This window comes from Rhizobium sp. NPDC090279 (assembly GCF_044769665.1).
Classification (GTDB): domain Bacteria; phylum Pseudomonadota; class Alphaproteobacteria; order Rhizobiales; family Rhizobiaceae; genus Rhizobium.
Genome location: NZ_JBIVYI010000012.1, coordinates 72655 through 89452, shown reverse-complemented (window position 1 = coordinate 89452; position 16798 = coordinate 72655). Strand labels below are relative to the sequence as shown.

Sequence of the window (16798 nt, the reverse complement as noted above, 5' to 3'; positions counted from 1 at the left end):
CGGGCGCCAACGGCACCCGGCTCCGCCCAGCTATTTCTTGAGCGGGAAGGTCAGTTCCTTCTGAGCGCTGTCGACGACGAAGACGGCCAGGAGCTTTGCCGGCTTGGTCTTGCTGGCATTTGCGCTGACTCCGTGGCGATCGCCCGGCATCTCGGAGAAGCTTTCGCCGGCCTTGTAGACCTTTACCGGACCGTCATTGACCTGGCTGCTGATTGCGCCCTCCAGAACCGTCGCATAGATGAAGGCCGAGCTGGGGTGCGTGTGACCCGCAGAGAAGCCGCCCGGGCCATACTCGACCAGGACGCCCTTGATGCTCTTGCCGGGGACGTTCGGCAATTCGTGTTCGTAGACAAGGGTGACCTTGGCGTCTCTTTCGTCGGCGGCGTGGGCCGCCCCGGTAACGGACAAGAGTGCGGTCATGGCAAGGGCAAGGATTGGCTTGGTCATGTGGAAATTTCCTTTCTCTAGGGTTGGGCGACGCGCCACTTGCAGCGGCACATCGTCATCCGGTCACTTGCGTGCGGAGGTCGCAAACCACTGTTCGAAGGTGATGCGGCCCAGGCGGGGATTTTTGTCGGAGACGAGCGAACCATCTTCCAGCTTCGTGCCGAAATACTGGGCGTTGGGGTCCCCTTCGACGTTACGAGCATCGCCCATGGCCTTCAGGTAGCGCGCCACGAGTTCGTTCATCCGCATGCGTTCCGGGCCGGAGATTTCGATCACGCCATTGATGGGCGCCGCCGTTGCGACGGCAGCCATGGCATCGGCGACGTCGTCAGAGGCGATCGGCTGCACATAGCCCACGGGCAACCGTACCGTGTTCCCGCTCGTGCCGGACTGGGCGATCCCGCCGATGAATTCCATGAACTGAGCAGAATGGACGATCGTGTAGGGAATGCCGGATTTCCGGATGATCTCTTCCTGGGCGGCCTTGGCGCGCATGTAGCCGCTGTCAGGCAAACGATCGACGCCGATGATCGACAGCGCGATATGATGCTTGACGCCGGCAGCCTTTTCCGCCGCGATCAGATTGCGGCCCGACGTCTGGAAGAATTCGAGCACCGCCTTGTCCTCGAATGAGGGTGAGTTTGCGAGGTCGATGACGACGGAGGCGCCGGCGAGCGCTTCGGCGAGACCTTGGCCGGTAATCGTGTTGACACCGGTGTTCGGGGCGGCGGCAATGACCTCATGGCCCTGCTTGCGAAGGCGGTCTGCCGTCTTCGAGCCGATGAGGCCGGTTCCGCCAATGATGACGATTTTCATGATTTTCTCCTTTCGTGGCCGCTCAGGGCCGCGCTGTCGATTGGTTTTCAGGGGATGGGCGGTGCCGAGGTCAACACCGCCTAAGATGTTGGTCTGGCCTGTTGCGCAGACCGACAGGCAATCAGTAGTCCCAGAAGACCGGTACCCAGCGGAACACGTCCCCATCGACCGCGACATGGCCGACGGAGGGGAATGGCATGTGCGTGGCCACCAGAAGTCCGCCGGTCTCGGCCAGTTCCCGCAGAAGACGGACACGAACGCGAGCCGCCTCTTCCGGGTCGTGTTCGAAGCCATTGTGCCAATCCGGGTGTTCGAACCCGACCGCGAATACGGCGTCGCCCGCAAACATCAGCCTGTCCTTGCCGGACGTGACACGGACCACGCTATGCCCGGGGGTGTGTCCGCCCGTACGAGAGGCCACCACGCCCGGTGCCACCTCGTATTCATCATCGAACAATTGCAGCTGGCTCCGGTATTCCGCCGCGAACTTCTTCGCAGCCGCTCGGAGTGCGTCCGGAAAGCCGGGCGGCATCGACACATGAGAGAAATCGGGCGCTTCCCAGAACTTGACCTCGGCCGCGGCCACATGGATACGCAGGTCCGGACGCAGCCGATCCTTTACCCCGTCGACAAGCAAGCCGCCGACGTGATCCATGTGCATGTGGGTCAGCACCAGATCGGTTACGGAGCCAAGATCGATACCGGCGGCCTCCAGGCGCTTGATCAGCTGACCGGCCCGCGGCAGGTTCAACTCCGGATCGAGGCCCAGTCCGGCGTCGATGAGGATGGTCTGACTGCCGCTACGCACCACGACCGCGTTCAGCGCCCAGTCAAAGGCATCGGGCGGCAGGAACATATCGTTCAGCCAGGCCGCGCGAGCGGCCGGTTCGGCATTGTGTCCCAGCATCTTGGTCGGGAGCGGCAATACACCGTCGCTGATCACCAGCACTTCAATGTCGCCGATCCGCACCGCATAACGCGAGGGGACGAGTTCGTCGGGGCTTGATTTAACTGCGCGAGAGGTGTTCTCGAGGGTCATATCTGTCTCCTGCTGATTGTCGTTTTGGAACCGCTCAGGCTGGCTCCTTCGATGATGTTGGTTTTCATCGGATGTCGTTGTTCGCGACCACCCACTAGGGCGCGCATGGTTGAAGATGTTCTCGGGTCGAAGGGCTCAGTTGAGCCCGGCCCTGTCGAGGCCGTAGAGCTTGTCGGCCGAGCCCGGCACCGATTTGAAGGCGATGCTGGCGCGGTTCCATGCATTGATGACCATGACCGCGAAGGTGAGATCGGAGATTTCCTTCTCCGAAAGCTGGCCGCGCACGCGCTCATAGAGCTCATCGGAAATGCCGCCTTCCGGCAGCTTCGTCACCGCTTCGGCCCAGGCAAGCGCAGCGCGTTCACGCGGCACGAAGAGATTGGATTCCCGCCAGATGGCGATGTGATAGAGGCGGAGTTCGCTTTCGCCGTGGATCTTCGCTTCCTTCACATGCATGTCGAGGCAGAAGGCGCAGCCATTGATCTGCGAGGCGCGGATCTGCACGAGATCATGGATCTTCTGGTCGATGGCACTGCCCTTCAGGGCCATGCTGAGCTCCGTGAGCTTCTTCACCAGTTCGGGGGATTGCTGGGCGTAGTTCAGGCGCTGTGTCATGGGTTATCTCTCCGTTATTAAGGACATTTAATATCCTTATGGATAGAAAATATCCTTAATTGCTGGACAGTAAAGCCCTCCGAGGCTAAGGTGGTTGCATAAGGCTTATGCCGGAAAGTATGGGGTGGGATGGATATCGTATGTGCGCTGCAGACCTTCATGCGAGTGGTGGAGACTGGCTCCTTTTCCGCTGCCGCCGCGGATCTCAGCCGGACACAGCCGGCCGTTTCACGCCAGGTCTCGGCGCTCGAAGCGCATCTCAACACGCGTCTTCTGCATCGCACGACGACTGCCTTGGCGCTGACGGCGGAGGGCGAGCAGCTCATTCCGATGGCGGTCAAGGTCATCGAAGCGGTCGAGGCGCTGAGCGAGGTCTCATGTCGCGGCGGAGCGACCGTTGCAGGCAAGGTGCGGCTTGCCTTGCCGACACCGCTCGGGCTCTATGTCAGCGATCGGCTGGGGACGTTGCTCGACCGTCATCGAGGACTTTCCGTCGATTTGCTCTGTCGCGAGGAGCCGTCCGATCTGGTGGAGGAAGGGATCGATCTTGAAGTGCGCCTCGGAGTGGTTGCGGATTGTAGCCTGATGTGCCGTCGAATTGGCTGGACGACGGCCTTTCTGGTTGCGACGCCTTCCTACATGCAAGGGCGGGCACCGCTTCAGATACCCGACGATGTCGGCGCTCATGACTGCATCTGTTACAGCCGTGCCGGTAACGGCCGGCTATGGTCGTTCTCCAACGGCGCCGAGGAGGTTAGCGTCAGGGTTTCGCCGCGTCTGATTGCCAGCAATGCCGCTGCCGTCCACCGTTCGGTGCTTGCCGGCAATGGGCTTGCGGTGCTTTCTCACATTGTTGTGGGATCTGATATCGCGGAGGGCCGATTGGTGAACCTCCTGCCGGAATTTCCGCCGAGCCGGCTGCCGATCAATGTCGTCTATCCATCACGCCGCAACCTGCCATTGCGCATCAGGACCGTTCTCGATTTTCTGATAGAGGTGGTCGGTGAGGACCCGCTTATGGCTCCGGCGTTCTCTCATTGATTGCAAGGCCTCCGAGGATTTGCGTCACCGGTAATATAACAGCTGCTGGACGCCGGGGCATGGTCTGGTCGATCACCTTTCCGCCAGCATGTCGGTGAGCGCATGCCGCATGGATGCGCTCGAAATGCCGAAGAGACCACCATAGGGAAGATCCAGATCCAGGATGACAAACATGACGCTTGCCACCGAGATGATGGCGACGGCGACAATGGAGCCTGTGAGCAGGTTTCTGGGAGCTTGAAGACCGAAGCTTAGAAACACCAGCATAAGCCAGAAGATCAGGACGCCGAGAAACGGTGCTGAAAGCGAACCATGCGCATCTTCGATCACAGTCCATCGCGCTGTCAGAAGATTACCGAAGAGCTGATTGCAACGAGTTACAAGCAGCTGATGCAGGGGATCAGTCGGCTGTTCCCGGGCAATGCCGAGCCCCATATCGTTGAGAATTGTTCCAAGAGCAGGCGCTTCACCGGTCAAGGGTAATTTCGATATGTCGGGGTATGTCACATCAGGTGGAGATGGTTCACTCGGCCATGTGCTGGCAATGACGGCTGTTGTGTAGCTGCGTAATAGTTGTCTCTCATGATCCAGCGCCGGGCCGTAGTTCCGCAGACAGCGGTCCATTTCCGCCAGACCGGCGGCGTAGCGGTTGCGATCGTGAGATGCAGTAGTGAATGCTGTCAGTTCCGATGCCAGAAGCAGGCTCATCACGAGTGCGCCAAAGGTCACAAGCAAGGCCGTCACGACCCGAAGGAAGTCCATTGTCTCGCTGCTGCGGTGCGGGGCAGGTAATCTCGCGCGCAATATCGATCCGACTGCGGCGCTCAACACAAGGAGAACAAACAAAGCCAGCGTCCAGACCACTTCGCGTTGCATCGAAAATGCTCCACCTACATCTGGCCGTTGACTATGTCATGTATCTCGATGGAGTGGGAGAGCAAAAGCTCCACGAGCCTTTGAGGGTGTTTGCATAGCGCAGCACGCAAGTAACTCTCCGCGCTCGAAGAGCCGTGAAACCAACGATTGCTTCGGACGACGGTCGAAGCTCCTCACTTTGGAGGGGCCTTCCCGTGCCGTCGGGCGGAACGGCTCAGGCGAATACCGCGACGCAAACGGAGAGCCAGATCAAGGCTACTCCCAGCGCCAGCGCTTGCCTGGCTCCTGCAACTTTATCCGCATCCTCTTCCGCCACAGGTGTCGTAACAATCCAGGGCACGGAACCGAGCGCTGCAAATCCGATGATGGCCAAAACCACCACACAATAATCGGATGCACGCCAGCGTCCCTGTTCATACACTCCCCAGTAACCCAGGAAGGCCATCCCCACTGCAAACATGGTGGCGGATGCGGAGCAAAGCCCGGTTACGGAGCCCGCTGGCGCACGCATCTTGCTTTTTTCCCGTGTCGGCCCGTTCATGACGCTATATCCACGATGGCGAGTTGCCTCTTTGCATATATGTCAGGAATTGAGCATGGCGTGAAGCAATTGTCATCGCCAAAGACCGCTCATGACCCAAGTTGTCCGCGTCCATGCGTGAAGCAGACGCTGGCGGGTTTGAATGGCCAATCCGGTTTGCCGAGATCGATCACTCGCGAGGCGTGCTCCGCCGCGAAAGATGCGAAGGTGGCGTTGGATCATGGCTACCGATCGCGCGTGTTCGCGCGATCAGGCCGTGGAGAATGATCTGCAATGTCCGCAAAAGAAGTGGTCTCATTTCGGCACTCCCTCGTTCAAGCTCCGGCGCCTGCGGCGCGAATGAAATTTCGCCAGCCACCGAATTCGGTGATATCCTTGGCACCGGTTATGGCGTGGGCCTCGCAGAGAAATCCGGAAACCCGGCTTCCATCGTCAAGCAGGATCTTGCCGATCCCCAGCGGTGCGGGGATATTCTGGACGAAGTGGGCAAATGCCGCGGGCGGCAAGGCCCAAACCTCGACCGCGATGCCATCGCCGGCAAAGCCCGGATCACGCACCAACCCCGGCTTCGGCGGTATTGTGCCGGAGAGCGCGAAGAGCCGGTAGCTGCCGTCCGTCCGTCCCGTCTTCAACCTGTATCCGCCTTTCCCGGTGAGTTCATGATTGAGCGGCATATCGGTCAGATGCGCGCCGACGACGACAATCGGAACGACGTCGTTGCCGGTCGACGTCACGCGGCTTGCGTCCGGAAGTTTCGCCGTGCGGTCCTTGCCCATTCCGCTATCCGCCGCTCGATGCATGGCGTCGGCGAAGGGAGCCAAGGCGTCGTCGGTGAAAGCCGGCCCGACGAGCATGACACCGGCTGGCAGATGGCCGTCCGGATCAAAGCCCGCCGGTATGGCAATCGCCGCGCAGTCGAGCAGGTTTGCGAAATTGGTGTAGCGGCCGAAATGACTGTTCCTGGCAATCGGATCGGCCCGCATCTCTTCGATGGTATAGGTCGTGGGCGATGTCGGCAGCATCAAGAAGTCGACCCTTTCCCACTCGGCTTTCGTCTTTTGCCGCAGGGCCTCCAGCTTGTATCGGCCCTCGAAGGCGGCAACCGCATCATAGTTTTTCGCCGCTTCGATGATGGCGCGCACCGTCGGATCGAAATCCTGTGCATTCGTTGCCAGGAAGCCCTTTACCGCCGCCAGTCGCTCGGCGACCCAAGGGCCGCTGTAGAGCAATTCGGCCGCCTGCCGGAAAGGGGCATAGTCGAAGGGAACGATGACGGCGCCGAGCGATCTCGCCCGGTCGATGGCGGCGTCATAGAGTGCTTCGACATCGCGGTTGCCATAAAATTCGCGCTCGGCGCTGTCGAGCACGCCAATGCGCGGGCGATCCGAAGGCAGATGGGCTGGCAGCGCCTGCCGCGAGAACGGATCGCGCGCGTCGAAGCCTTCGATGATCTTGCGAACGGCAATGCCGTCGCCGACGTTTGCCGCAAAGACGGTGACGACGTCGACGCTGCGGCAGGCGGGCACCACGCCGACATTGGGCACCAGCCCCGGCGTCGGCTTGATGCCGACGAGGTTGTTGAAGGCGGCGGGCACGCGGCCGGAGCCGGCCGTGTCCGTGCCAAGAGAGAAGCTTGCAAGGCCCGCGGCAACGGCAACCGCCGAGCCGGAGCTTGAGCCGCCGGAGACGTAGTTGCGGTCGAACACGGATCGCGGCGCGCCATGCGGCGAACGCGTGCCGTTGAGCCCCGTGGCGAACTGATCGAGATTGGTCTTGCCGATGACGATGGCGCCAGCGGCCCGCAGGCGCGAGACCACCGCCGCATCTTCTTGCGGATGATAGGCGAAGGCCGGGCAGCCGGCCGTCGTCGGCAGGCCCGCGACGTCGATGTTGTCCTTGACCGCAAAGGGGATACCCCAAAGCGGCAGGCCGTTTGGCACAGGCGACTTGGCCAACAACTGGTGAACAGTTTCTCGCAAGCTGTCCTCAGAGGTCATCGTGATGAAGATCGCCGGATCATCCGACGCCTTGCATCTCGCAATGATCTCCTCCACCAGGTCGAGCGGCGACAGACCTGCCGCATAAGCCTCCTTCAAGGAGGTGAGGTCGAGAATGGTGGGCAGCATCAGATTTCCTCCAATATGACGAGCACGTCGCCGGCCTTGACGTTACGCCCCGGCCCGGCGCGCAGATCGCGGACGCGTCCGGCAGCGTGCGCGGTCACGTTGATTTCCATTTTCATCGACTCGATGATGGCCAATGTATCGCCGGCGGCAACCGGCTGGCCCTCCTCGACGAGTATTTTCCAGACATTGCCGGGCACGGCGCTTTCGATGCCGAAACAACCCGCTGGTATGTCTCCACCGAGGCTGGCTCCGGAGCCTTCGTCAACCGAAAAGCTGTCGAGGCCGTGCTCCTTCCAGTGTTGTCGTTCGGCTTCGAACGCTGCCTGCTGTTTCGACTTGAAGGCACGGATGGCGCCAGTTTCGCCAATGAGGCCGGCTTCGTAGGCGGCATAGGAAAATTCGGCCTCCTCGATTCTGACCGGATAACCGCCATGCGGGAAGGCGGCGCGTGCTTCGGTCAGCTCCTCGTGACTGACGGGGAAGAAGCGGATCTGGTCGAAGAAGTTGAGAAGCCAGGGCTTGCCCCTGGCAAAGACCGGCGTCTGCCGCCAGCTGTTCCAGACCTGGATGGTGCGGCCGAAAAGCTGGTAGCCGCCCGGTCCCTCCATGCCATAGATGCACATATAGGCACCGCCGATGCCGACGGCATTTTCCGGCGTCCAGGTGCGGGCTGGATTGTACTTCGTCGTGACAAGCCGATGGCGCGGATCGGTCGGCGTTGCGACCGGGGCGCCAAGATAAACGTCACCAAGGCCGAGCACCAGATAGCTGGCATCAAAGACAATATCGCGGACCGCCTGCTCGTCAGGCAGGCCGTTGATACGGCGAATGAATTCGATGTTGGAGGGGCACCATGGCGCGTTCGGGCGCACAAGCTCCTGGTACTTGCGCATGGCAAGCTCGGCATCGGGGTCGTTCCAGGAGAGCGGCAGGTGCACGATGCGGCTTGGGACCTTCACCTGATGCGCGGCAGGCAGGCTCGCTTCTATCTCCGTCAGCAGGCCAAGGAGACGGTTTCGCGTCAGCGTCGTCCCGTCATAATGGATCTGCAGCGAGCGGATGCCGGGGGTCAGGTCTATGATGCCGGGAAGGTGGGCATCGACGATCGCCTGCATCAGCAGGTGAACGCGCAGGCGAAGCGCAATGTCGAGCGTCATCGGCCCATATTCGATGAGCAGGTTGTCATCGCCCTGGCGGCGATAGACAACGGGCACCGGACCGCTCTCGCTCTGGCCAATGATTGCCGATCCGGCTTCATCGCCGATGCGCCGCACGACCGGACCGGCAATGGCGTCCTGGCTGCGTGCCAGCGGATGAAAGCGGATTTTGTCGCCGGGTTTGAACTGGCCCATTTTCCACTGCTCATCGCGGGCGATGACGGCCGGGCAGACAAAGCCGCCGAGGCTCGGACCATCTGGGCCGAGAATGATCGGCATGTCGCCGGTAAAGTCGATGGCGCCCACGGCATAGGCGTTGTCGTGGAGATTGGAGGGGTGGAGGCCGGCCTCGCCACCGTCGCTGCGCGCCCATTTGGGGGCAGGGCCGATCAGACGTACGCCGGTGCGGGCGCTGTTGAAATGCACCTCGTATTCGGTCGAGAACAAGGTCTCGATATCGCCTTCCAGAAAGAAATCCGGCGCACCATGCGGACCGTAGAGAACACCGACCTGCCAGCTGCGGCTCAGCGGCGCGGGCGTATCGGCCGCCTTGACTCGATGCTGCGCTACGCGTGCCAGTCGGAGTACATGACCCGTCTGGAGCGTGCCGGTGGCGTGGCCGCCGAATTTCCCGAGGCCGAAGGTCGCTCTCGATCCGAGCATGATCGAGGCTGCGAAGCCGCCGGCAACGGCGAGATAGGATCGCTGGCCCGCGCCCTCTATCGCGCCGATCGCAAGTGTTTGACCCGCCTTGACGGTGACGGCTTTGTCATGCGGCAGAGGGAGGCCATCGAGGCTCATAGGCATGCGGGCGCCTGCGAGCGCGATGGTGATGTCAGAGAAGACCCTAAGCACCGGGCCGGATACGGTGAGTTCCAGCGCCGCCGTCTCATCGGCGTTGCCGACGAGCCTGTTGGCGTGGCGGAACGAGCGCTCGTCCATGGGGCCGCTCGGCGGCACGCCGACATGCCAGAGACCGAGCCGGCCGGGCAGTTCCTGAATGCTCGACTGCGCGCCGGGCGCTACCACCTCGATGATATCGGGCACGAAGGCGAAATCCTTGAGCGCGGTCGTCGCCATATCGCCGCTCGACAGTAGATCCGAGCCGGCGATCGCCTTGAGATAATCGAGATTGGTCTCGATGCCAGCAATGGAGCTCTCGGCAAGCGCCCGCTGCAGCTTCTGGATTGCGGCCGGCCGGTCTTCGGCTTTGACGATCACCTTGGCGAGCATGGGGTCATAGAAAGGCGTGACTTCCGTACCGGTCTCGATCCAGCCGTCCACGCGCGCACTCGCCGGGAACACGACTTCCGTCAGCAGACCGGCGCTTGGACGGAAGCCGGCATGCGGCATCTCGGCATAGATGCGCGCCTCGATCGCAGCGCCGCTCGGCCTCAGATCTTCATTGTCAGAGATCACATCCTCGCCGGCCGCCTGGCGAATCATCCATTCGACGAGGTCGATGCCGTAGACCGCTTCCGTAACGGGATGCTCGACTTGCAGGCGGGTATTGACCTCGAGGAAGTAGAATTCCTCGCGCTGGGGATCGTAGATAAACTCCACCGTTCCGGCGGACTGGTAACGTGCGGAGGTGCCGAGAGCAACGGCCGCGGCATGCAGGCGTTCTCGCACCGCAGTCGAAAGACCGGGGGCCGGGGTTTCCTCGATCACCTTCTGGTTCCGGCGCTGTAGCGAGCAATCGCGCTCGCCAAGCGCAATCACCCGTCCTTCGTCATCGCCGAAGATCTGCACCTCGACGTGGCGAGCCTTGGAAACGAAGCGCTCGATATAGACGCGCGCGTCACCGAAGCTTGCCTTGGCCGTGCGCTGCACGCTTTCGAAGGCTGCGCCCAGGCTATCGGCATCCAGGCAAAGCTGCATGCCGATACCGCCGCCGCCCGCTGTCGATTTCAGCATGACCGGATAGCCGATCTCCATCGCGGCTGCGAGCGCCGCTTCGCTTGTCTCAACAAGGCCACTACCGGGCAGCAGCGGCACGCCGCTTGCTCGCGCCAGCTCGCGTGCCGTGTGCTTCAGGCCGAAGGCGGCAATGTTTTCCGGCGTTGGGCCGATGAAGACGATGCCTTCCGCGGCCAGCCGCTCGGCAAAGCCAATGTTTTCCGACAGGAAACCGTAGCCTGGATGGACGGCCTCGGCGCCTGTTGCCTTGCAGGCTGCAATGACGGCATCGACGTTGAGATAGCTTTCGGAGGCCGGCGCCGGGCCAAGCCTTATGGCCTCGTCAGCCATCAGCGATGCCTTGGAAAACCGGTCGGCGTCGGAATAGACGACGACGGAGGCGATGCCCATGCGCTTCAGCGTCCGGATGATCCGGACGGCGATTTCGCCTCGGTTGGCGATCAATATCTTCTTGAACATCTCAGGCCTCACCATCCCAGACGAGAACCCGGATCGGCGTCGGATCGAAGCCGTTGCACGGGTTGTTGATCTGCGGGCAGTTGGAGATGACGAGCAGCACATCCATTTCGGCCTTCAGCTCGACATAGTCTCCCGGCGCGGAGATGCCGTCGACGATCGTCATTTCGCCAGTCGGCTCGATCGGCACATTCATGAAGAAATTGATGTTGGGGACGATGTCACGCTTGCCCATGCCGTGCTTGGAAACTTCCAGAACGAAATTGTCGCGGCAGGCATGGAGATATTTCGTGCCGTGGCCGAAGCGCACCGTATTGCTCTCGCAGGAGCAGGCGCCGGCCGAGGTGTCGTGACGACCGCAACTGTCGGCGGTCATCGTCAGCATGACGCGTCCGTCGTTGGAGACGATCCTGGTGCCCGTGGTGATATAGGCGACACCCTGCTCGCGCATGGTGTCCTGGCTGGAATAGCGCTCGGAATAATCTTCGGCGTTGTAGAACAGCGTATCGATTGCCTGCTGGCCGTAACTGTCCTCGATGCGCAGGGTCTGACCCTTGCGGATGATGGTCGAGAAGGGCGCTTCGGCAGCGATCGAATGATCCTGTGCCGCGTTCTCGAGGGTGCGGCTGGATGCCGTCTGGATGAAATTGGTCATGATATCGCTCCTTTCTCAGATCGCAGCCAGCGCGTTGTTTTCGAAGCCGCGCACGGCTTCGGCCGTGGCTGTCCGGCAAAGGTCGCCGGCATCCGGTTCGACCGTGGCGATACGGGTGACGGTTACCGGATTGGGCCGGTAGTCCGGGTTAGGGTCGAGCGGGTGTGGGCAATTGGCGAGGCCGACGATCATCTCCATTTCGGCGCGAAGCTCGATATAATCGCCGTCATTCAGCAACTCGGGCTTCCACCTGAACTTGCCATCCTGATCGACGCGGACGGGGGCGAAGAGCGAAAGTGCAGCCGGGATATCGCGCCGGTCTAGCCCGGCCTTGGTCGCGAGCAGAACGAGGTTGTCGCGGGTATTGCGCGTGCCTTCGCCGTATTTTGTGAGGTTCGACGCAGCCGTCGAGCCGCCCATCAGGCAATCATGTGCGCCGGAGGAATCCTCCGTCACAGAAAGCATCACCCGTCCCATGTCGGAGAAGATCACCCGGCCTTTCGAGAGGGCGGTGGTCCATTGCATTTTTACCGTATCGGGCAGATTCAGCCGCTCGCTGGTATCAGCCGCATTCCATGCGACAAGCGACACGGTCGAGAAACCTTGCTGCAGGGCGATGCGCAGCGTCTCGCCGCGCTTGATGCGGGTCGACCAATGCCAGCCGCCGGGTATGAGCTCCTGATGAACGATCAACGCTGCGTCGATCATCGGAGCGGGAAGGGAGCTTGGCGCTGGCAGTGCCTTGGGTGAAAATTCCAGTCCTTTCCTTTGATGGTCTTCATAGCGCGCGCGATTGGCGGCGATCTCTTCCGGCGAACGTCTGACGTGCTGCATGACTAGATGTCTCCCAATGGTGCCAGGTCGTCCCGGCTGTGCCCCAGGGATGCGACCGGGCCGTCCCGGTCGGGGCTGAAGATCGAGGCTGCGCCGGCGATGCGCGGCGGCCAGATGGAAATGTCCTTGGTGATGGTCGCGCCGTAGCGCTCCTTCTCTTCCGGTCGGTCGCGACGGCGCTCGAAGGCGACGACGCGGGTGGCGAGCGTGAAGGCCTCGCGCATGTCATGGGTCACCATGACGACGGTCATCTGCGTTTCGTGCCACAGCCGCTTCATCAGCGTGTGGATTTCGGCGCGAATGCCGGGGTCGAGCGCACCGAAAGGCTCGTCGAGCAGCAACACCTTCGGCCGCATGATGAGCGCCTGGGCGAGTGCGAGGCGCTGCTGCATGCCACCGGATAGCTGGGCTGGATATTTGTTCTCGGCGCCGGCAAGGCCGACTTCGGCGATCAGTTGACGGGCTTCTTCAAGGGCGTTCCGCCGTGCCGCGCCGAAGAGCCTTGCCTTGTAACGCGAAGCGGTGAGCTCCTTGCCGAGCAGCACATTGCCGAGCACGGTCAGATGCGGGAAAACCGAATAGCGTTGAAAGACCACGCCGCGATCTGCGCCTGGCTCCAAGGGCAGCGCCACGCCGTCGAGAAGGATGTCGCCCCTAGTCGGTTGTTCTTGTCCCAGCAACATGCGCAGGAAGGTCGACTTGCCGCAGCCGGAAGGGCCGACCAGGGCGACGAAGGCGCGGGAATCCACGGTCAGCGACACGTCCTCAAGGACGATCTGGTCGCCATATTCCTTCCAGACCTTTTCAATCCTGAGCTCGCTCATGCCTGCTTCTCCAGTTCCGACCAGGGGAAGACGGCGATGCGGATGCGATCGAGCAGATAGTTCATCAGCACGGCGAGCAGCGTGATCCAGACGACATAGGGAAAGATTACGTCCATCGACAGATAGCGGCGGACGAGGAAGATGCGGTAGCCGAGGCCGGCGTCCGAGGAGATCGCCTCGGCGGCGATCAGGAACAGCCAGGCCGGGCCGAGCTGCAGCTTCAGGCATGTGATCAGCCGCGGCAGGATCTGCGGCAGCACAACGCGAAGGGCGATCTGCCAGGAGGAGCCGCCGAGCGTTTCGGCCTTGACGACCTGCTCGCGCGGCAATTCCAGCGCCTTCAGGGCCAGATCGCGTATCATCGTCGGTGTGACGCCGATAACGATCAGCGCGATCTTTGATGTTTCGCCCAGGCCCATGACGATGAAGAGGATTGGCAAAAGCGCCAGTGGCGGCACCATCGAGATGACAGCAACAAACGGCGAGAGCAGGGCTCTGAGATAGGGGAGCATGCCGATGAGCATGCCCAGGCAAAGCGCGATCGCCGTCGATATGCCGAGACCGGATAGCAGTCGGATCAGGCTTGCCCCTGTGTCCGACCATAACAGGTATTCGCCGGTGCGCGGATCGGCGATGAAGGCCATGCGGTTGATGGCATCGGCAAAGCCGGCAAGATTGGGCAGCAGCTTGTCGTTGGCGTTTTCGGCAAGTCGCTCAGCTGAGCCGATGGTGTAGGCGATAATCAGCAGGGCGAAGGGCAGCAGCATCAACGCAAGCTGCGCGCCCGGATTTGGCCTGGTGTTGATCCAACGCATGGAAGTGCTCCGAGGATGAAGGAATGGGGCGGCGCTATCGCGCCGCCGGTGGGCCTTTTGCTCAGAGCGAGCCGTCGGCGGCGGCCTTCATGTAGGTCTCGGTGAAACGCAGCTTGATGTTGTTGCCATCGCCGAGAACCTTGTCGTCGGGCATTTCGATGCCGATGACATCGGCGGAAGCAGCGCCACTGCCGAGCAGACCCTTCTGGAACAGGAAGTTGCGGACGAGATCCATTGTCTTGGGCAGGCTCGGCGATGCGGTGAAAGCGAGGGCATCGGCTGGCTTGTCGAAGAGTTTCGTGGCGGCAAGCTGCGCCTCGAAGCCCTTAAGGTCAGTACCCGAAGCGGCACCCATCGCCTCGCGGGCAGCCTTGCCCTCTGGCGTGTCAGCCTTCATCAATGCCGCGGTTTCATACCAGATGCCGGCAAGCGCCTTGCCGAAATTCGGGTTGTCCTTGAGCACGTTGCTGTTGGCGACCATCAGGTCGATGATTTCCCCCGGCACCTGCGAGCTGTCGAATACTTTCTTGGCAGTCGGATCTTCGAGAATGGTGGAGACCAGCGGGTTCCAGGTAACGACGGCGGAGACGTCGGGCGTCTTATAGGCCGCGACCATATCGGCGTCCGACGTGTTGACCACCTTCACGTCGCGTTCGGTCAGCTTGATGCTGTCGAGCGCGCGAGCGAGCAGATAATGAGAGACGGAATATTGAACGAGGTTGATATTCTGGCCCTTGATATCGGCAAGGCTGGTCTTGTCCTTGAGGATGACGGCATCGTTGCCGTTGGAGAAGTCACCGACGATGACGGCGGTGGTATCGACGCCGCCTGCCGCCGGGATCGAAAGGCCGTCCATGTTGGTGAGCGTCACGGCATCGAAGGTGCCTGCCGTATACTGGTTCATCGACTCGACATAGTCGTTGAACTGGGTGACTTCGATATTGATGCCGTATTTGTCGGCCCATTTCTTGACGATGCCGTGATCGGCGGCATAGCCCCAGGGCATCCAGCCGACATAGATCGACCAGGCGACCTTGAAGCTGGTCTTCGGCGCGGCGCTGGCAGCGGAACCGAGGCCGAGAGCCAGCGACATCGAAAGGGCGGTTACGGAAAGGATCTTCGAAAAAGTCTGCATTGAAATTCCCCTTTTGCTTATCATCAAAAGGGATCGGCAAAGACCATCGCGCCGCCAATCCCTTGGCTTACGAGGTCTCCCGGGCTTTTATCCCGCCGTGCACCCGGTGGGATTTCTCCCCCAACCGGTGGCAGCTCTCGGACCAGTCACGCCCTATACGAAGCGCCGGAACCCTAGCCACCAACTCGGCAGCTACGAAGCAAGCAGCGTGCCAAGCCGTAACGCATTGATTTTATTCGATGAGGCGGTCGCTCGTTTGCTGATAAAATCAGCAGCGGGTGCAGTTGCGCAAAAATTATGCGCTTCTATGACGCGTGAATCACCAGCAAATTTCAATAGGGACGGCCGGATGGCTCACTTTGCTTAGCCATCCTTGTAATAGTAGCTGTAGCCGTTGAGCGCCGGTGCGCCGCCGAGATGGGCATAGAGCACCCGGGACCCCTCGGGGAAGAAGCCCTTACGGGTGAGGTCGATCATGCCCTGCATGGATTTGCCCTCATAGACGGGATCAGTGATCATCGCCTCGGTGCGGGCCGCAAGCCGGATCGCATCATTGGTCTCGTTCGACGGGACTCCATAGGCCGGATAGGCGTAGTCCGGGTTGATGACGATCTCGTTTTCGCGGATCAGTCGGCCGAGATCCACAAGCTCTGCCGTCGAATCGACGATCTTGCGGACCTGGGCGCGGGTCTGTTCGGGCGTGCCTGACGCATCGATGCCGATCACGCGTTCCGCCCGGTTTTGCGCCGCGAAGCCGACGATCATGCCGCCCTGGGTCGAGCCCGTGACGACGCAGACCACGATATAATCGAAGATGAAGCCGAGCTCCTTCTCCTGCGCCGCGACCTCTTCGGCGAAGCCGACATAGCCGAGCGCTCCATACTTATGCACCGAGGCGCCGGCCGGGATCGGGTAGGGTTTGCCGCCGGCGTCTTTCACCGATTGGATCGCGTCTTCCCAACTCTTGCGGATGCCGATATCGAAACCGTCTTCGACCAGCCGGCTGTCGGCACCCATCAGCCGCGTCATCAAAATATTGCCGACACGATCGTAGACGGCGTCAAAATGCGGCACCCACTTCTCCTGGACCACCACGCATTTCATGCCGATCTTGGCGGCGGTGGCGGCGACCATGCGCGTGTGGTTCGATTGCACGCCGCCGATCGACACGAGCGTATCGGCGCCTGAAGCGATTGCGTCGGGCACGATATATTCGAGCTTCCGGAGTTTGTTGCCGCCCATGGCGAGGCCGGAATTGCAATCGTCGCGCTTGGCGTAGATCTGGACCTTGCCGCCCAAGGCCGCAGTCAGTCGCGGCAAATGTTCGATCGGCGTCGGGCCGAAGGTGAGGGGATAGCGTTCGAATTTCTGGAGCAGTGACATCGATCGTGGCCTCCATGCCGATTGAGTGGCCGAAGGATAGGGGAAATCAGGTGAGAGGTGCTCTCTAACTTGGTTGTCCTTCTTCTTTCTGGGCGATATGTTTGGCGGTATATGATAG

At 61.3% G+C, this 16798-nt stretch carries 15 protein-coding genes and 1 riboswitch; of the genes, 1 reads left to right on the top strand and 14 read right to left on the bottom strand.

The genetic code is table 11. The annotated features are described in order from the left end of the window. Positions 1-30: 30 nt before the first annotated feature. From ACIQWP_RS26595 to ACIQWP_RS26580, 4 genes are all read right to left on the bottom strand, one after another. Positions 31-447 carry a cupin domain-containing protein gene (locus tag ACIQWP_RS26595; RefSeq protein WP_402793970.1) on the bottom strand — a complete coding sequence of 139 codons (417 nt, stop codon included), beginning with the start codon at positions 445-447 and terminating at the stop codon, positions 31-33. Positions 448-510: 63 nt separating this feature from the next. Beyond that, complete coding sequence (locus ACIQWP_RS26590; protein ID WP_402793968.1) at positions 511-1263, bottom strand: SDR family oxidoreductase; 753 nt, start codon at positions 1261-1263, stop codon at positions 511-513. 121 nt (positions 1264-1384) lie between these two features. Further along, positions 1385-2302, bottom strand: coding sequence for an MBL fold metallo-hydrolase (locus ACIQWP_RS26585; RefSeq protein WP_402793966.1), 918 nt, complete (start codon positions 2300-2302; stop codon positions 1385-1387). Positions 2303-2437: 135 nt separating this feature from the next. Further along, positions 2438-2917 carry a carboxymuconolactone decarboxylase family protein gene (locus ACIQWP_RS26580; protein ID WP_402793964.1) on the bottom strand — a complete coding sequence of 160 codons (480 nt, stop codon included), beginning with the start codon at positions 2915-2917 and terminating at the stop codon, positions 2438-2440. Between the two features lie 129 nt (positions 2918-3046). On the opposite strand from ACIQWP_RS26580, the gene ACIQWP_RS26575 reads away from it, so the two are divergent. Then, complete coding sequence (locus ACIQWP_RS26575) at positions 3047-3958, top strand: LysR family transcriptional regulator (RefSeq protein ID WP_402793962.1); 912 nt, start codon at positions 3047-3049, stop codon at positions 3956-3958. Positions 3959-4030: 72 nt separating this feature from the next. On the opposite strand, the gene ACIQWP_RS26570 is transcribed toward ACIQWP_RS26575, so the two are convergent. From ACIQWP_RS26570 to ACIQWP_RS26525, 10 genes are all read right to left on the bottom strand, one after another. Then, positions 4031-4834: a hypothetical protein gene (locus ACIQWP_RS26570; RefSeq protein ID WP_402793960.1), complete on the bottom strand. Its 804-nt coding sequence runs from the start codon at positions 4832-4834 to the stop codon at positions 4031-4033. A gap of 214 nt (positions 4835-5048) precedes the next feature. Beyond that, complete coding sequence (locus ACIQWP_RS26565) at positions 5049-5375, bottom strand: hypothetical protein (RefSeq protein ID WP_402793959.1); 327 nt, start codon at positions 5373-5375, stop codon at positions 5049-5051. 314 nt (positions 5376-5689) lie between these two features. After that, positions 5690-7501 (bottom strand): allophanate hydrolase, encoded by a 1812-nt coding sequence (atzF, locus tag ACIQWP_RS26560; RefSeq protein WP_402793957.1) that lies wholly within the window; start codon positions 7499-7501, stop codon positions 5690-5692. After that, positions 7501-11037: an urea carboxylase gene (uca, locus tag ACIQWP_RS26555; protein WP_402793955.1), complete on the bottom strand. Its 3537-nt coding sequence runs from the start codon at positions 11035-11037 to the stop codon at positions 7501-7503. The genes atzF and uca overlap by 1 nt, the downstream gene beginning before the upstream one ends. Position 11038: 1 nt before the next feature. Then, positions 11039-11689 (bottom strand): urea amidolyase associated protein UAAP2, encoded by a 651-nt coding sequence (locus ACIQWP_RS26550; protein WP_402793953.1) that lies wholly within the window; start codon positions 11687-11689, stop codon positions 11039-11041. 15 nt (positions 11690-11704) lie between these two features. Beyond that, a complete protein-coding gene (locus ACIQWP_RS26545) occupies positions 11705-12523 on the bottom strand; it encodes an urea amidolyase associated protein UAAP1 (protein ID WP_402793951.1) in 819 nt (272 codons plus the stop codon). 2 nt (positions 12524-12525) lie between these two features. After that, a complete protein-coding gene (locus ACIQWP_RS26540; protein ID WP_402793949.1) occupies positions 12526-13347 on the bottom strand; it encodes an ABC transporter ATP-binding protein in 822 nt (273 codons plus the stop codon). After that, positions 13344-14162 (bottom strand): ABC transporter permease, encoded by an 819-nt coding sequence (locus tag ACIQWP_RS26535; protein WP_402793948.1) that lies wholly within the window; start codon positions 14160-14162, stop codon positions 13344-13346. The genes ACIQWP_RS26540 and ACIQWP_RS26535 overlap by 4 nt, the downstream gene beginning before the upstream one ends. Before the next feature lie 61 nt (positions 14163-14223). Continuing rightward, on the bottom strand, positions 14224-15297 hold the full coding sequence (locus ACIQWP_RS26530) for a putative urea ABC transporter substrate-binding protein (protein ID WP_402793946.1): 1074 nt from the start codon (positions 15295-15297) through the stop codon (positions 14224-14226). A gap of 74 nt (positions 15298-15371) precedes the next feature. Beyond that, positions 15372-15485, bottom strand: a riboswitch (guanidine-I (ykkC/yxkD leader). A 175-nt stretch (positions 15486-15660) separates the two neighbouring features. Beyond that, a complete protein-coding gene (locus ACIQWP_RS26525) occupies positions 15661-16680 on the bottom strand; it encodes a 1-aminocyclopropane-1-carboxylate deaminase (RefSeq protein ID WP_402793944.1) in 1020 nt (339 codons plus the stop codon). Between the last annotated feature and the right edge of the window lie 118 nt (positions 16681-16798).

What these genes read in the sequence shown, in the direction of transcription:
- ACIQWP_RS26595 (WP_402793970.1), bottom strand. Translation starts at nt 447, where the DNA reads ATGACCAAGCCAATCCTTGCCCTTGCCATGACCGCACTCTTGTCCGTT.
- ACIQWP_RS26590 (WP_402793968.1), bottom strand. Translation starts at nt 1,263, where the DNA reads ATGAAAATCGTCATCATTGGCGGAACCGGCCTCATCGGCTCGAAGACG.
- ACIQWP_RS26585 (WP_402793966.1), bottom strand. Translation starts at nt 2,302, where the DNA reads ATGACCCTCGAGAACACCTCTCGCGCAGTTAAATCAAGCCCCGACGAA.
- ACIQWP_RS26580 (WP_402793964.1), bottom strand. Translation starts at nt 2,917, where the DNA reads ATGACACAGCGCCTGAACTACGCCCAGCAATCCCCCGAACTGGTGAAG.
- ACIQWP_RS26575 (WP_402793962.1), top strand. Translation starts at nt 3,047, where the DNA reads ATGGATATCGTATGTGCGCTGCAGACCTTCATGCGAGTGGTGGAGACT.
- ACIQWP_RS26570 (WP_402793960.1), bottom strand. Translation starts at nt 4,834, where the DNA reads ATGCAACGCGAAGTGGTCTGGACGCTGGCTTTGTTTGTTCTCCTTGTG.
- ACIQWP_RS26565 (WP_402793959.1), bottom strand. Translation starts at nt 5,375, where the DNA reads ATGAACGGGCCGACACGGGAAAAAAGCAAGATGCGTGCGCCAGCGGGC.
- atzF (WP_402793957.1), bottom strand. Translation starts at nt 7,501, where the DNA reads ATGCTGCCCACCATTCTCGACCTCACCTCCTTGAAGGAGGCTTATGCG.
- uca (WP_402793955.1), bottom strand. Translation starts at nt 11,037, where the DNA reads ATGTTCAAGAAGATATTGATCGCCAACCGAGGCGAAATCGCCGTCCGG.
- ACIQWP_RS26550 (WP_402793953.1), bottom strand. Translation starts at nt 11,689, where the DNA reads ATGACCAATTTCATCCAGACGGCATCCAGCCGCACCCTCGAGAACGCG.
- ACIQWP_RS26545 (WP_402793951.1), bottom strand. Translation starts at nt 12,523, where the DNA reads ATGCAGCACGTCAGACGTTCGCCGGAAGAGATCGCCGCCAATCGCGCG.
- ACIQWP_RS26540 (WP_402793949.1), bottom strand. Translation starts at nt 13,347, where the DNA reads ATGAGCGAGCTCAGGATTGAAAAGGTCTGGAAGGAATATGGCGACCAG.
- ACIQWP_RS26535 (WP_402793948.1), bottom strand. Translation starts at nt 14,162, where the DNA reads ATGCGTTGGATCAACACCAGGCCAAATCCGGGCGCGCAGCTTGCGTTG.
- ACIQWP_RS26530 (WP_402793946.1), bottom strand. Translation starts at nt 15,297, where the DNA reads ATGCAGACTTTTTCGAAGATCCTTTCCGTAACCGCCCTTTCGATGTCG.
- ACIQWP_RS26525 (WP_402793944.1), bottom strand. Translation starts at nt 16,680, where the DNA reads ATGTCACTGCTCCAGAAATTCGAACGCTATCCCCTCACCTTCGGCCCG.